The sequence below is a fragment of the Thermotoga sp. 2812B genome, from assembly GCF_000789335.1.
Classification (GTDB): domain Bacteria; phylum Thermotogota; class Thermotogae; order Thermotogales; family Thermotogaceae; genus Thermotoga; species Thermotoga maritima.
Map to the genome: position 1 here is coordinate 1761702 of NZ_CP003408.1, position 15034 is coordinate 1776735.

General features: G+C 44.5%; 14 protein-coding genes and 1 pseudogene. 6 read left to right on the top strand and 9 right to left on the bottom strand.

What is annotated here, in order from left to right; translation table 11 throughout:
• Positions 1-29 precede the first annotated feature (29 nt).
• Positions 30-1037, top strand: a complete 1008-nt coding sequence (locus T2812B_RS09045) for a mannose-1-phosphate guanylyltransferase (protein ID WP_008193370.1) — start codon at positions 30-32, stop codon at positions 1035-1037.
• Here the strand turns inward: T2812B_RS09045 and T2812B_RS09050 are convergent.
• On the bottom strand, positions 1012-2121 hold the full coding sequence (locus T2812B_RS09050; protein WP_008193367.1) for an MFS transporter: 1110 nt from the start codon (positions 2119-2121) through the stop codon (positions 1012-1014). The genes T2812B_RS09045 and T2812B_RS09050 overlap by 26 nt on opposite strands.
• A gap of 144 nt (positions 2122-2265) precedes the next feature.
• On the opposite strand from T2812B_RS09050, the gene T2812B_RS09055 reads away from it, so the two are divergent.
• Entirely contained in the window at positions 2266-2508 is a 243-nt protein-coding gene (locus T2812B_RS09055) for a glutaredoxin family protein (RefSeq protein ID WP_004080491.1), read from the top strand.
• 24 nt (positions 2509-2532) lie between these two features.
• On the opposite strand, the gene T2812B_RS09060 is transcribed toward T2812B_RS09055, so the two are convergent.
• The 8 genes and pseudogenes from T2812B_RS09060 to T2812B_RS09100 form a co-directional block, all read right to left on the bottom strand.
• Positions 2533-3135 carry a TetR/AcrR family transcriptional regulator gene (locus T2812B_RS09060; RefSeq protein ID WP_081501914.1) on the bottom strand — a complete coding sequence of 201 codons (603 nt, stop codon included), beginning with the start codon at positions 3133-3135 and terminating at the stop codon, positions 2533-2535.
• A 10-nt stretch (positions 3136-3145) separates the two neighbouring features.
• A complete protein-coding gene (locus tag T2812B_RS09065; RefSeq protein ID WP_008193357.1) occupies positions 3146-3937 on the bottom strand; it encodes an ABC transporter permease subunit in 792 nt (263 codons plus the stop codon).
• Positions 3934-4815, bottom strand: coding sequence for an ABC transporter ATP-binding protein (locus T2812B_RS09070; protein ID WP_008193354.1), 882 nt, complete (start codon positions 4813-4815; stop codon positions 3934-3936). Before T2812B_RS09070 ends, T2812B_RS09065 begins: the two co-directional genes overlap by 4 nt.
• A gap of 296 nt (positions 4816-5111) precedes the next feature.
• Positions 5112-5447 (bottom strand): hypothetical protein, encoded by a 336-nt coding sequence (locus T2812B_RS09075; protein ID WP_004080499.1) that lies wholly within the window; start codon positions 5445-5447, stop codon positions 5112-5114.
• Between the two features lie 60 nt (positions 5448-5507).
• Positions 5508-6715, bottom strand: a pseudogene (locus T2812B_RS09080) (RNA-guided endonuclease InsQ/TnpB family protein).
• A gap of 189 nt (positions 6716-6904) precedes the next feature.
• On the bottom strand, positions 6905-7186 hold the full coding sequence (locus T2812B_RS09085; protein ID WP_004080502.1) for a hypothetical protein: 282 nt from the start codon (positions 7184-7186) through the stop codon (positions 6905-6907).
• A 317-nt stretch (positions 7187-7503) separates the two neighbouring features.
• The gene (locus tag T2812B_RS09095) at positions 7504-7965 is read right to left on the bottom strand and encodes a S24 family peptidase (RefSeq protein ID WP_004080504.1); all 462 of its coding nucleotides are present in this window, start codon (positions 7963-7965) and stop codon (positions 7504-7506) included.
• 68 nt (positions 7966-8033) lie between these two features.
• Positions 8034-8555: a VanZ family protein gene (locus tag T2812B_RS09100; protein ID WP_004080506.1), complete on the bottom strand. Its 522-nt coding sequence runs from the start codon at positions 8553-8555 to the stop codon at positions 8034-8036.
• Positions 8556-8652: 97 nt separating this feature from the next.
• Here T2812B_RS09100 and T2812B_RS09105 point away from each other — a divergent pair, with 97 nt between their 5' ends.
• The 4 genes from T2812B_RS09105 to T2812B_RS09120 all read left to right on the top strand — a co-directional run bounded on the left by T2812B_RS09105 (position 8653) and on the right by T2812B_RS09120 (position 15003).
• The gene (locus tag T2812B_RS09105; RefSeq protein WP_004080508.1) at positions 8653-9414 is read left to right on the top strand and encodes a carboxylesterase; all 762 of its coding nucleotides are present in this window, start codon (positions 8653-8655) and stop codon (positions 9412-9414) included.
• Between the two features lie 2 nt (positions 9415-9416).
• Positions 9417-10685: an MFS transporter gene (locus T2812B_RS09110; protein ID WP_004080510.1), complete on the top strand. Its 1269-nt coding sequence runs from the start codon at positions 9417-9419 to the stop codon at positions 10683-10685.
• Between the two features lie 77 nt (positions 10686-10762).
• Entirely contained in the window at positions 10763-13912 is a 3150-nt protein-coding gene (locus T2812B_RS09775; RefSeq protein ID WP_004080512.1) for a hypothetical protein, read from the top strand.
• Entirely contained in the window at positions 13909-15003 is a 1095-nt protein-coding gene (locus T2812B_RS09120) for a hypothetical protein (RefSeq protein ID WP_004080514.1), read from the top strand. The genes T2812B_RS09775 and T2812B_RS09120 overlap by 4 nt, the downstream gene beginning before the upstream one ends.
• Positions 15004-15034 lie beyond the last annotated feature (31 nt).

Genomic DNA, 15034 nt, shown 5'->3' on the forward strand with positions numbered 1-15034 from the left:
GTTAAAATTGTACATGAGGAGGTGAAACAATGAAAGCACTGATTCTCGCGGGAGGATCTGGAGAAAGATTCTGGCCTCTTTCCACTCCTGAGACTCCAAAACAGTTTTTGAAACTCTTCGGAAACAAGAGTCTCATAAGATGGACTTTCGAGCGCGTTCTGGAGGAAATGGACCCAAGAGACGTGATCGTCGTAACTCACAAAGACTACGTTGAGAGAACGAAAAAAGAGCTTCCAGAGCTTCCAGGCGAAAACATCATTGCAGAGCCGATGAAGAAAAACACCGCTCCAGCCTGTTTCATAGGAACAAAGCTGGCAGATGACGATGAGCCTGTGCTTGTTCTACCTGCGGATCACAGAATACCGGACACAAAAAAATTCTGGAAAACGGTGAAAAAAGCACTCGATGCCCTGGAGAAGTACGGTGGTCTTTTCACGTTCGGTATCGTTCCAACAAGGCCGGAAACTGGATACGGCTACATAGAGATCGGGGAAGAACTGGAAGAAGGAGTTCACAAAGTCGCTCAGTTCAGGGAAAAGCCGGACCTCGAAACGGCCAAAAAATTCGTCGAAAGTGGAAGATTTCTCTGGAACAGCGGTATGTTCCTGTGGAAAGTGAGAGAATTCATCGAAGAGGTGAAGGTGTGTGAACCATCCATATACGAAAATCTGAAGGATGTCGATCCAAGAAATTTCGAAGAGCTCAAAAAAGCCTACGAAAAAGTACCTTCAATCAGCGTGGACTACGCTGTCATGGAAAGATCGAAAAAAGTGCGGGTTGTAAAGGCAGATTTCGAGTGGTCCGACGTGGGAAACTGGTCTTCTGTGAGAGAAATAGAGGGATACACAGAAGAATCGGACGAAGTAATACTCGTGGACAGTGATCGTGTCTTTGTGAAAACCCACAACAAACCCATAGCGATTGTTGGGCTCTCTGATGTGATCGTGGTCGATACACCGAACGGAATTTTGATCTGCAAAGAAGAGTATGCCCAAAAAGTGAGAGAGGTGGTCAAGAAGCTCTTTCGTACTTCCTGAGGAAAAGAAAGACAAAGAGAGAAACGATCATAGGAACCAAACCGAGGATCCTGTATGAATTGATAAGACCAAGATTTTCTGCGAGCACACCACCTACCGATGATCCTATGAATGGCCCTATTCCCATAGCGACCCAGAAATACTTTTGTGCCCTGATCCTCGCGGAGCCGAACGTTCGAATGAGAAACATCATGGAGTAATAGATCACTATGTAGGTCCATCCCTGCAGGAGTTGAACCATCAGCAAGGTAGCTGGGGAACCTGTCATGGTCACAAGCAGGTTCCTGAGACCCACAACGAACACACCCGAAGCGAGCATGAATCCCACACCGAGCTTTTTCACTATCTCATCGGCCCACAGGAGGAACGGTGTTTCTGTGATGGCCATGAGAGAAAGGGCGATACTTGCAAGAGACACGTCGTAGTTTCTTTCCTTCATCAAAACAGGCAGAAAAACGAAATTGAAGTTGTTTGCCGCTATTCCAAAGATCACAACGGGAAGAAGAAGCCAGAAGAAAGTGGGAAGAGGTTTCTTACTCTTTCTTTTTTCTTCTTCACCGAGTTCTACTTCTCTCATTGGATTCAATATCAGGAAGGTCAAAAACATCAGGGTAGTGAAAGTGCAGAATATCGTGACAAAGCCCAGTCTGATGAGTCCGCTCATTAAAAGAGCTGTGAAAGAGAAACCGAAGGTTCCAAACAATCTGATTCTGCCGTAGTTCATCTTCATCTGATGTGTGATGTCCACGATAACAGATTCGGCGAGCGGGGTTACTGCAGAAAAGAAAAAAGCGAACACAGCCATGAATAAGAGTTTCAGATAGAACTCATCGAACAGAAATAGTCCCCAGAAGAGGATCCCAGCGAACAGAATCACCCTTTTCAGCCAGTTCACTCTTCCTATGGTGGAGGCAATTTCAAAATTCAGATGGTTTGCGTAGAGTGATGTGATCGGCAAGATAGCCATCAGGATCCCTATTTGAGACTTCGAGAGTTCTTCGTTTGCCAGAAACTGACTCAACAGTGAATAAACGGCCATCGTGCCGTAGACGAAGAATTCTATCGACATGAGTCTGTACCGCACAAAGCTCCCTCCTTTGCATAGAAGAAATTGTAGCACAATGATTCGCTTCCTGAACTTTTCAGTTCTGTGAGAACTAATTGAAATGATCCGTCAGCTGTGATAGAATAAATTTGGACTAAAAAAGTAGAAAATGGAGGTGAAGCGATGCAGCACCTGAAAATCAAAATCTACACAACTCCCACCTGCCCGTACTGCAGGAAGGCGAAGGAATACTTCAGATCGCTGGGGCTCAAGTTCAAAGAAGTCGATGTAACAAAAAATCCAAGAGAAGCCGAGCTCATGGTGAAGAAGACCGGACAAATGGGGGTTCCCGTGATCGAGATCGGCAACAAAATAGTCATCGGATTCGACAAGGCAAAAATCGACAGGCTCCTTGGAATATCGTAAAAAGCGGGGGAATCCCCCGCTTCATTATTTTGTCATGCCTTTCTTCAAAATCCTGAGCATGACCTTCACTTCTTCAACGAGTGTGTTCATGTCTCTTTTCAGCAGTTCAGGCTTACCTTGATAGGTCCTCAAATAGATTTCTTCAAATCCGGAAAAGAGCCACATCAGAAATTTCAGAGCGATTTCCTCCGTTACATCTTCTGCGAGATCTAAATTTTTCAATTTTTCCCTCACGAAGTCAAAAAAGACCCTCTGTGATTTTTCGAGGTCGATAAGTATTCTTTTCCTGAGTCCTTCATCCACGCTCACGAGCGTTATCAGAAAATCTGCTTCTTCGGGATGAAAAGCGGAGTACTCCAGTTTCTTTTCTATCCACCGTTCCATGAAATCAAAGATGTCCCTATTCCTGTTTTCCATAAGGAAATTCTCGAACTCCTTCTGGAGCTTTTCTGTAACGGACATGTATGCCTGATAGTACAGTTCTTCTTTGTTCTTGAAATAGTGAAAGATTAAACCCTTGGCTACCCCGGCTTTCTCTGCTATCTCGTCTGTTGTGGCTCGATCGTAACCTTTTTTCCCGAAAACCTCAACCGCTGCCTTCAGTATTGCATCCCTCTTCGACAACACGATCCCTCCATCACACGAGAATGTCTTTCTTTGAGAACAAAACGATCGAACTGATCAGAAGTGCTATGTTCACAAGCGCAAAGAAAAGACCGGAGAATTCCGGAAAACCGTGTCTTATAACAGTGGAAGGATCCGCGTAAGAAAACGGAGTGAAATACTTCAAAAACTCCGCTTTGTCTGTGAGCTTCGATATCATGTTCAAAACGTATAGAACGAACACTGTACCGAGCCCAAGAGAGAGCGCACCGTCTGACCTCAAAGTGCCCACAAAGAAAGAAATGTTCATCAACGTGAAATGAAGAAACATCTGACTGAAAGCGAAGGCAACAAATTTTTCTACTTCAACCGGGCCCGAACTGTAGATGTTTGCAAACATGAACAAACTGCTGAACAGAAGCGCATCGAAAATGAGAACGTGTACCAGAGATGAAAAAAACTTTGAGATCACAACCTCAAGCCTTGAAACCGGTTTCGAAAGGAGGAACTCAACGGTCTTTTCGTTTTCTTCTCTTGAAATACTCCTCACACCTACCAAAGAAGCGAAAACCCCTCCAACGAGTGTCACGTAGATACTGGACACCATGGCGAGGTAGTTCATGATGTTAGAAAAGTCCATGTCTTCCAGTCCGAAGAGCTTCACGAACGCCTTAGGCATCACTTTCATCCACTTCGTTATGAACTCTGTCTCCTTTGCCATACTCGGATAGAACGCAGCGTACATGAGTTGAAGGAGAATGAGAACGACCGTCCAAGCGATCGTGCTCTTCATGTACCTCTTCATATCCCACCTGAATATGTTCACTCTTCTCCCTCCCGATAATAGGACATGAATATCTCTTCAAGAGAAGGTTCTTCCACCCAGAAATCGGATAATTTCAAACTTCGAAGAATTTCAATGAGTCTTTCAACGCTTCCTGAGAAGAGGAACTCTGCTGTGCCGTTTTCAAACTTCAGTCGATTCACTTCAACCAGATCTTTCAGTTTTTCCAGATTTTCACCTTTGACCCGGACCACCTTGTACCTTTCCCCTTTGAGATTCTCCACCTTTTCCACCCTGATGATTCTCCCATCCTTTATCATCGCAACGCGATCGCAAAGTCTTTCTACCTCACTTAATATGTGCGAAGAAAAAAACACGGTCGTACCTTTTTCTTTCTCGTTTTTTAAAATTTCAAAGAAGGTGTTTTGAACGATAGGATCGAGTCCATTCGTGGGCTCGTCCAGGATGAGAAGTTTCGGTCTGTGCATCAAAGCCTGAACGATAGCCACTTTCTTTTTGTTTCCCATGGAGAGTTCCTTTATACGTTTTTTCGTGTCGAGCGAGAAAACACCGCAGAGTTCCTTCACATAATCCCAGTCTACCTTTTCATAGAAACTGGCGGAGTACCTGAGAAATTCCTCCACAGTCACTTCCGGGTAAAAGCTCACCTCTCCTGGAATGTAGCCAACGTTCTTTCTGATTTCTTTTCCTTCTTTTAGAACGTCTTTTCTGAAAATCTCTGCCAGACCGGCATCTGGAAAGATCAAACCGAGGAGAAGCCTTATGGTGGTTGTCTTCCCTGCACCGTTTGGGCCGATAAAACCGAATATCTCTCCTTCTTTAACTGAAAAAGTTACACCTTCCACTCCTCTAGACTTTCCGTAATACTTGGTGAGATCTCTCACCTCAATCACCGACACTTTCACACCTCCTTGATTGACTGGTCAGTCAAATAATAACAAAATAAAATCAAGCATGTCAACACAGCGAAGATAAGGTAAATCTCCTGAATTGAAAGCATTCATAATCGAAGAAGCTCTAAAATTTTACTCTCGATCTTTCCTCTTTTCAGTTTTGCTATCCTCTCGAGTGAAAGCTCATCCTCAAGCCAGCGAATGAATTTGCAACCGAGATACTAACCCAGGAACTGCTTTTCAAAAAGCTCCGGATACTGGCTAATATATTCCAGCCAGCTATTTTCACTTTCATCCCTTTCTCATTCAACAAGCTGTTGAACGATAACAAGACCCGTCTGGACAGTCTTTATCTCTGCAGCGAGGCCGTTCTCGTAGCATGATGCCCTGTAGCATTCCTGACCGTTGAAGTAGATGACAGAGTCCACCCCGTAGCTGCCGGGTTCATTCTGCCAGACAAAGCCGATATCGGGTATTTCCAGAACCACATCCTTCTTCAAAAGATCAGGGTGTATGTAGAACGGCCCTATCGAGGGAAATCCTATCAATTCTGCTTTCTGTGGAAACACAGTTCCCATGCTGTACGTGGCGCTGTATCTTGCGATATTTCCCTGGACCCCTAAAAATTCACTGCTCACACTACCCTGAGGATTGACCTTCTCCCAATCCCCTGAAGGGGATGGGACTTTTGGTGGCTCTCAGGCCACCTTCCATGGAGCCAAAGACGCTCCATGGCCACAGAGGTGCGGGTGAAACCTAACACCTCTGACGGGGGCCAAACCCGCTACTACCTGGCCTGTGCCAGGATACCTTTTCCAGATGTTGATTGCTCCAACTCCGTCCCTGTGATACTCAAAACCACAGGTTTTGCAGTGGTACCTTCTTCCGTTCGGCTTGTTCTTTGCACCACAGACAGGACACGTCTTGCTCGTGTTCGCTTCTGAGATGAGCTTTACTTCGATTCCGAACTGCTCTGCTTTGTACCTTATCATCTCGATGAGTTTTCTGAACTGCCACTGGTGGATCTTCTGGTTTGCGTTGTCGCTGTAGTCCGCTCTTTCTCTGATCCCTGTGACGTCTCCTATCACGATGGTTCCGATTTGTTTTCTGAGGCACAGTCCGATGAAACTGCTTGTGATCTTGTGCATGATGTCGTTGATCTGGTTTTTGAGCCGTCTCAGGACTCTTTTCTTTGCACGAACAAGCTTGTTGTACCTTCTTGACCCTTTCTTGCACTCTGCTATGGCAGACTGAAGGCTTGCAAGGCGTTTGTTTCGATAGCGAAGAACACTACTGAGGACTCCTCCGTGGTAGCTGATGACTTCTTTTCCATCAAAGCACGTGATGGGACGGAGCACTCCAAGGTCGACTGCCATAACACCAGAATTAGCACTCTTTTCTTCAATCTCCACCTCTATCGCAAGGTGGAGATAGTATCCATCTTCAAAGACAAGTCTTGCCTGTTTGATGCGAAGGGGAGGTTTGAGAAGTGTTTGTACAACAAATGGTTCTCGTTCTTTGCCCAAAGACAGTCTCAGGGTGCCGTCTGATAGAAGTTTTACAGCGCTTTCTTTCCATATGAACGGCAGATAGCGTTTTTTCTTGTAGGGGGGTTTGCATCTTGATTCTTTTTGACTGCTTTGAAGTACCCTTTGAGGGCTTGAAAGTAGAGCTGAACAAATGCCTGCTTTGAGTGGACGTGGATTTTGATGTTTTCTGCCCAGCGGAGGATGTATTTGTCTGCGGTGGGCCAGGACAGCCAGAAGCCTTTCTTTTGGTGTATCTTTTGCACAAGAGACATCGTTTTGTTGTAGATTCTTGCTGCGATGCGGTTGAGTTCTTCGCATATTTGATTCAAATGTCCTGGTATGGCGAGTTTGTAGGTTCGTATCACACGTCTGGGCATTTTCTCGCTCCCTGTGCTAATTGTAACACAGTCGAGCTACAACAACCACTTACTATCTCCCTGAAGGAGAATAGCTTGCGTGGTTGGGGTTCTGTCCACCCTGTACAACCGTTTCCTGCTGAGCATACACATCTGCGTTGTCGAGTGTAGCCTGAACTTCCTGAGGATGGACGAACACCAGAACGGGATTCAGCCCTGAAGTAAACATGAATCAGTCAGATGGATGAATAATGTGATGCCTATTCCACAGGGTACGCTGTTTTGAACATCCGTTACTATCAAAATTCTGTAACCAGTTGCGTATAGAGCACTTTCTCCAGACTGAGTACCTCCCTCGTGCTGGTACACAACCACAAGACCCGGCCTGATCCATTCAGAAACGGGATATTTCGAGGAAAAAAGAAAGTCTGGCACCTGGGCGAAACACGAGACAAGGACAAGAACCACTAACAACACCACAAATTTTTTCATACTATCCCCCCTCCCCGGCGGATATTGTACGCTCGGGTGATCAACCTCACAACGACCAGCACCAGAAGAGCAGTCATCACTCCAAACATGGCACCGTTCATGTCTATTGGTTGTATTCATACTAACTAATATTAGTATGATTCAGTTGCAAAAAATACCCATTATAAAAAGTCAAAAACAGGATGATTTTTTCTGGCAAGATTTTCGTTTGTGAGTTTTCTCTCTGGGAACCATAACGAGGGAGAAGGTTTCTGTCTCATCAAATAATCTATTTCTTTCCAGGAGGGAAGCGGAAAGTGTGTTTGAAAACGAGAAAATTAATGTGCCGGTTTTTTTCTGAGAATCGCTGTTATTTTCCCAAGAACATAAGGATTAAAACTCAGTTCGAATGAACTTCTGTGCAACTGGTCAAGATATGGGAATATAAAACACCTATAGATTCCGACCTCGTTGCCCACCTCTACCACAAAGATGTCTTCCTGCCTCTCCTTTACTCTTCCTACTGTTATCCTGAAATCTTTTACCAGTACCGCCACCAGATCTCCTTCCTGAGGTTCGTCGTCAAGGCTTATCAGGATGTAGTCTCCTTCCTTAATGGAGAAAGGTTTCAAATTCGAGGAGATCATCACGGCATAGTCCGCTTTTTTGCTAGTGGGAACCGTAACTCTTTCTACTGGTTCGTAATCGATCGGGAAAAACTTTCTGAGCCTGGGAGAGAACTCATCACCGTAGACGGGAATCGATCTGACCTCCAGAATGAATTCCACCTTTTCTTCCATATTATTGTCCCCCTCCTTTGTCTAGTGTTTCCCGCCATTTTCGGTGAAGATTTTCTCGGCCAATTATATCACAGAATCCGTCTGCGCAGGCCTCTCCTCTTGAACAGCTTTAGGGTGAGAAGAAATAGAAAAATCAAGACGGTTCCTATCACAGCGCCGTTCATGTCCACTATCACGTCGTACAAAGAAGCCCCTCTTCCTCTGAAACTTTGATTGTACTCATCGAGAACGGCTATCAATGTAGGTAAAGACACTCCCATCAAAATAGAAAAAACATACTTTCTAAGATAAGTATAACTAAATGTGAAAGAAAGAATACCCATTATAAAGTAAAGTCCGAAATGAGCTGATTTTCTGACAAGATCTTCCCCCGTTGGCTTCTTGTCAGGGAACCACCATTTTTCGAGTAGGGATCTCAGATTTCTGTACCATCTCGTCTGGGTGAAGTCGAGAACGTTATCTACCTTTTTGAGGAATTTATAGACGTTTCCGGACTGCCTTCCAGAAACATCGGGAGGCTGCGATGAAAAGAAAAAAACAAGACCGATCCACATCAGTATTAGGGTTAGAACCAGAAAAGACCTTTTCATCCTACCACCTCAACAGGAATTCTACCATCGTTTCATATTCCCTGTAACTAAATGTTAAAATATTGTTGTATTCAAAAACTCAACAGGGGGTGCTCCTATGAATTTTCCACGATGTAAAACTGTGAAGAAGTCGCTTCCGATCTTTCTTGAGGGAGGAAACGAAGGGGTTCTTTTCATCCATGGATACACCGGTTCTCCACACGATTTCGAGTACATGGCAAAGGAGGTAAACAGAGCCGGCTTTACCGTTTCTGTTCCGAGACTTCCAGGACACGGAACCTGCGGTGAGGATTTTCTGACGACAACCGCTCGAGACTGGCTGAGACGCGCCTTCGATGCATATTACGATTTAAAAGCCATATGCGATAGAGTCTATGTGGTGGGACTTTCCATGGGTGGTGTGATTGCTCTGATCCTTGCCTCTCAGATGAATCCTCCCAAACTGGTCACACTGGCTGCAGCAACTCATGTGTTCGACAAAAGAATAGTTCTCACACCGATTCTGAAGTTGTTTACGAAGAAGATGCCTTGTGAAAACACAGAAAAGTACGAAGACCCGGACATCGAATACCTGAGAAAAGAGTACTGGTCTTACAACTGGCCAAAACAGGCAGCTGAGCTTTACAAACTCATGAAACTGGCAAGAAAGAGTGTTTCAAAGATCACATCAGCCACTCTCGTCGTCGCGGCAAAAAACGACAACATGGTTCCCATGAAGGCAGCCGAGTTCATATACAACAACATCAGATCAGAAAAGAGGAAGCTTCTTGTTTTTGAAAAATCCGGTCACGTTCTGAGCAACGATGTGGAAAAGGAAGATGTCACCAGAGCAGTTATCGAGTGGCTGAAGGGGGAATGAATATGGCAGTTATATTCATTCTGATTCTCATGGTTCTCCTGAACGCGGATCAGATGGTGATGTCTCCAAACATAGGAGCGATAGAACAGGAATTCAACATCACGGATGCTCAGATAGGTCTCGTTGCTTCGTCTTTCACGGTGATAGGAGCCCTTGTGAGTCTCGTATGGGGGTACCTCGCCGACAGATACAGCAGAAAGAACCTGCTCATCTACTCCATTCTTGTCGGTGAGATTCCCTGTCTCATGAGCGCGTTTTCTCGCTCTTATGGGGAACTCTTTTTCTGGAGAGCCCTCACCGGAATAGGTGTGGGAGCGTCCTTTCCCATCGTTTATTCAATGATAGGAGACATGTTCGACGAGGTAAAGAGAGGAAAAGTCGTGGCTCTCATATCTTCTGCGATTTCCATAGGAAGTGTTCTTGGAATGATCGTTGGAGGCTTTTTGGGACCGAAATACGGCTGGAGAGTCCCGTTTATCGCTGTTTCTGTTCCGAATATCTTCTTTGCCGTTCTCAGTATCTTTGTTTTGAAAGAACCGAAAAGAGGTGCTTTTGAAAAAGGAATTGGAGAGCTCGTTCAGTCCGGGTACGAATATCCAAAAGCACCAAAACTCTCTGATTACGCGAAACTCGTGAAGGTGAAAACGAATCTTCTTCTGTTCTTTCAGGGCATAGCAGGGACGATTCCTTGGGGTGCCATTCCTTACTTCCTTGTGGAATTCTTCAGAAGAGAAAGAGGTCTTTCGGTGGAGACGGCCACCCTCGTTTTCCTCGTGTTCGGTCTTGGAAACATCGTGGGGATCATCCTTGGAGGGCTGTGGGGAGCGAGCATCTACGCGAAATCCAGACCATTCCTACCGCTGTTTTGCTCTATCACAACCGCTCTTGGAACTTTCTTCACTGTTATGACCCTGGACTACATGGGAAGTCTTCTCGTGCTCATGTTACTTGGTTTCATCGCTTCTTTCACCGCGAGTCTCACGGGCCCGAACGTGAAGTTCATGCTTTTGAACGTCAACGAACCCCAGGAAAGGGGAAGAATATTCTCCATATTCAACCTCACCGATTCACTCGGAACGGGATTTGGAAAATTCGCGGGAGGAGTGATGTCCGTTGCTCTCGGATCTCTCGGGGCTGCCTTGAAAGTCTCTGCGTATTTCTGGCTTATCTGTGCGGTGCTGCTTTTCGTTCTGGTTTTTTACTTTGCAAAGGACGTGGAAAGGCTCCAGAAGACCATGATAGAACTTGCCAAGAATTCCCAGACAAGATGAATCTCTGCTTTTCTTTGGCAAACAGCAGTTAAAAATGATATACTGAGTTATCTCAATCAAAGGGAGATGTTTATAAGGTGTTTAGATTCGTTATCCTTCCATTGCTTCTTGTGGCCTCCCTTTTCTTTGCTCAACTTACTACCTACCAAGAGGTCAGAAATGATTTTGGAATGGCAAAGGATTTTGCGAGTCTTCTCGAAATACCTGCTGAGGAGTACAGCTTCTTTGTTTCAGGAGCTTCCAATTTTCTCGATGTTCTCGATGTCAGCGAAGGAATTTCTCACTTGAAAGAAGGAAACTACGACAAGGCTTTCGAAAATTTTTCAAAAGTAGGCGTCTCCCAGATTGTGAACCTGATTCCTTACGTCAACACAATGCTCACCGTTCTAAGCTTCTCCCAGCCTTTCTGGGACAGAGTGGAAAAGTACGTTTTCGATCAGAGAATAAAAGAGTATTCACAGAAATTTGTGAGTTTGAAGATGAAAGAACTGGAAGAAATCCTCGAGGAAGATCCGCTCGCTTTCAAGGGAGAGGATTTCAAAAGATGGTTGGAGACAGATGATTCCATCGAAGTCAGAGATTTCCTTGAAGACATATTCGTAAACGAGGGAATGAAGCATGGACTCTACAACGTGGGAAACAAGGTTTTGAACGAACGCGACTTCGCATCCAAACCGTGGTATGAGAAACTGAAAAAGCTGTATTTGAACTTCTCCTACAAAGCGTACACAGTGGACGAAGTCAAGCACTTCTGGATCACACAGTGGAGAAGGGAGCTTTTCAAACGTGGAGCGGAATACGTTCTCAAGAGAAAAAAAGAAGCGCTGAACTACTTTCTCTCAGAAAGCACCGTGAACATCACTCTAAAAATCAACAGCCCTGAAGTGTTTGTTCTCACAGTTCCTGAGCTCAACCTGAGTGCACAGGTACAGAAGGAACACAAGATCTCTTCTTCGCTGGAAGATATGAAATCAAGACAGATCACCATCGTTTTGAAAGATCTCAAAGGCAACACCGTTTACACAAAGGTACTCGATGAGAAAGATCTCTTCTCAAGATACGATCCGTGGCTTTCAGACAAGAAGAGCACCTATTACGTTAAAACCATTAACATAATCCCCACTTACAAAAGAAAGATTGTGAAAAATCTTCGCGTTCAACTTCCTGAGGAGGTCAAATCCGCCACGGTTACGATCAAGACTCAAAAAACAGATCTTCACGTTGAGAACTCTCCTTCCTTCTCGCTGTCAGACTTGGTTTTAACCCTGGACGAAGAAATAAGGGTGGAAGCCGAGATAATCGATTCTGCCACAGAAACACATCTGATGGTTTACGAAACGTTTGTTCCATCGTCCGGTGAAATCATGTTGGATGAACCGAAGGTGTCCAAAATACAATTCGAAAGTGAAGAAGAGTACAGTGCGTACCTCAAAGAATTAAAGAAAGAATTTCTCGAGAATGTGGATGATCCAAACGCCGTGAAGGTACTTCGGAAAAAACTGGAGGAAGCCTTCTACGCTTTTCACGCTAACCCACTCGCTCGGTCTTCTTTTGAAGTCATCGCGTATTCGCGAAAATTCATAGGTGATGAATACAGACTCACAGACGAAGAACTTCTCTTCGAAAATCTCGACGACGAATTCTCCTCCCTGAACCAGAAGTTTCAGGAGACCGATTCGGAATGGGGGAAAATCAGCTACAACGCTCGAAACCTTGAACACATCTCTTCCAGAACGCTCGATAAGGGGGCGGTCATACCGGCCTACTACAGGTACGTCGTACAGGCAAAAGAAGACCTCCAGAACCAGAAAGAAATAGAAGAAATGAAAAGCAACCTGGAAGGAATTCTGAACAAATTCTCGGAAATTTTAGAGCAAGCAGAAGAACTCAGAAAGAATGTTGATCAAAAGATCGCACTCGATATTCTTTTCGAGACTCATCTGATCATGAAAACTTCACAATTGATAAGAAAAATTCAGGAGAAAATCGACGAGGCGATGAGCAGATTGAACGATCTGGAGAGTATGGAAATCAAAACCGAAGAATATCTCGATACCTTTTTGGCTCTGGTGAACAATACCTACAAAAAGGCAGAGATTTACAATACACTTGTCGATCAATGGAATCTTCTGATGAAACAGGGCGATGAGATAAAAAGGAGTATTGAAGAATTCAAACCCGAGTACGTTCATCATCTGACAGAGATGATGAAATACGATGGAATCAACCTCCTTTATCTGAGAGAAAACGAGCATCTTAGAGCGATCGGAATCGACGAGATAGCAGCCAGAACTTTCCAGGAGTTTCTGAAAGAAGAAGAGCTCGCAGAGCGATCTGAAGCGTTCAACCAGGCCGTGAGAAAGACTCGAGAACAAATACAACAGTATCACATGTTTCACTATTACGTCTCTCTGACAGACAACGAGCTGAAAGTTGACGAGAACTACAGATTGGCCGGTAATTATTATCGCTATTCGATCGACTTCTTCGACAAAAATTTTCCGTACAAGAGCATAGGGATTTCACGTAAACTGGAAAACGTTCCTGAACTTTTGGAAAAGTTCTTCCGGCTCAGGGAGAAACTAGAAGGAGAAGATCCGGAAGGAGACAGAGTGAGAAAAACACTCGAAAGACTCTACAGCCTGTCTTCATTTGACACTGTGGAGGAATTCAACGCGATCATAGACGAATGGACAGATCTATACGAAGCCTACAAACAGGAAGATCCCTTCAAAACCAACGTACTGTCTTACTCATACATAAACAAAGACGGTCGAACAGTTCAAAAAACATATCCAACCTATGACTTTCTGAGATGGCTCTCACAGAGAAACAGAAAAAATCAGGAATACATCCTCAACAACTATCTTAGAAGAATCACTGACGATCCAACAAGGGAAGGTTACGAGATTCGAGATCCCAGTGTTGTTCTCGAGAATCGCCTGGTCGAAGCCACAATAAAAGCCCTCCCGAACTACAAATCCGGAATAATGTCGGAAATAGATTCCCTCAAAAAAATGAGCAGAATGAAAAGAAAGAGGAAAGAAGAAGAGATACAGAAGAAAATCATGACAGATCCGTTCGCTGCCGTGGGAGCAAAAGTGCCAGAAGAAATTAAATACTGGCTCTTGAGACGTTTGGATGTCACACATCCGGATCTCTACGAAGAATGGAACAGAATCACCTCTGAACTTCAAGCGTATCTCGAGGAGGTGGTAAAGCAATGAAGAGGGGTATTTTGATCCTGTTTGTTCTTTTCTCGGCTGTGCTCTTCGCTCAGAGCATCGATAAAGTTAGATTTGATTCCGGGAAATTTTTGGTTTTTGTGGGATCTGTGTCGAAAGAAGCCGTTTCGTTCGAAGGAGTGGATCTGTGTTACCTCGGGAACAACTACAACTACGTTGAAGATGCCATCATTGATGGAGAGAACGTTCTCGAGATATACGCTTACAGGCAAGCAAGCGGAGACGGGTTCATCTTAAGATACAGAAAACTCAACTCCAATGTCTGGGATTACAGAGAACCAACCTACAACAACATCTGGAACATTCCTTATGAAGATGTATCGTTCTACCACGGAGAACTGTACAAACTCGACAACGACTTTCTGTTTCTCGGAAGTGTCGGGCTCGATGGAGAGAATTTTCTATATCTGATGAGAATCGACAGAGAAGGAAACATTCTCGATGAGAAAGAACTGGATTTCGAGAATTTTCTGGTCAACGAAGCGAGCGAATCGGGAGTAGAATTTCTTGCCTACAAGATCACCGGTTCTGGACATTCCTCTGCTTACCTCTGTCAGGTGTTCTCTTATTCAGGTTCTCTCTCTGAGAAAGGAAAACAATTCAAGCTGGATTATCTTCCGGACTTTTTCGCAGACGGAAAGTACTACAGAGTGGAAGGATGGATGAACAGAGAGCTGACCGTTTACGAGTTCGGAAAAAAGAAAAAGAAAAGAACGGTAAAGATTCCTTTCTCCATACCAAGCGGTGGCGGTGGATACCCGGTTCTCGGTCACACGGATGATTCTTTTTTCACTCTGGGCTTAGATTACTCAACGTTTCACACTGTCGTTATCGAAATCGGTTTGGATGGAAAATTGAAAAAGACCTTCGACCTCACAAAGGCCATCATGGAAAAGTACGGTCTTGAGAGCCTGGACTACTTTGAAATCGGAGAAAAGAGGATCTTTCCTGGCCCCTGGAGCATAAATCTGATACATGAAAACAACAGGCTGCACATCTTTTACCTTCTTGGCTTCACCGCGTACAATTATTATCGCGGAATAATGGTCCAGAGAATCTCTGTGGAATGGTAGTTAGCTTTTCGAATTTCTTATAGTAAAATCT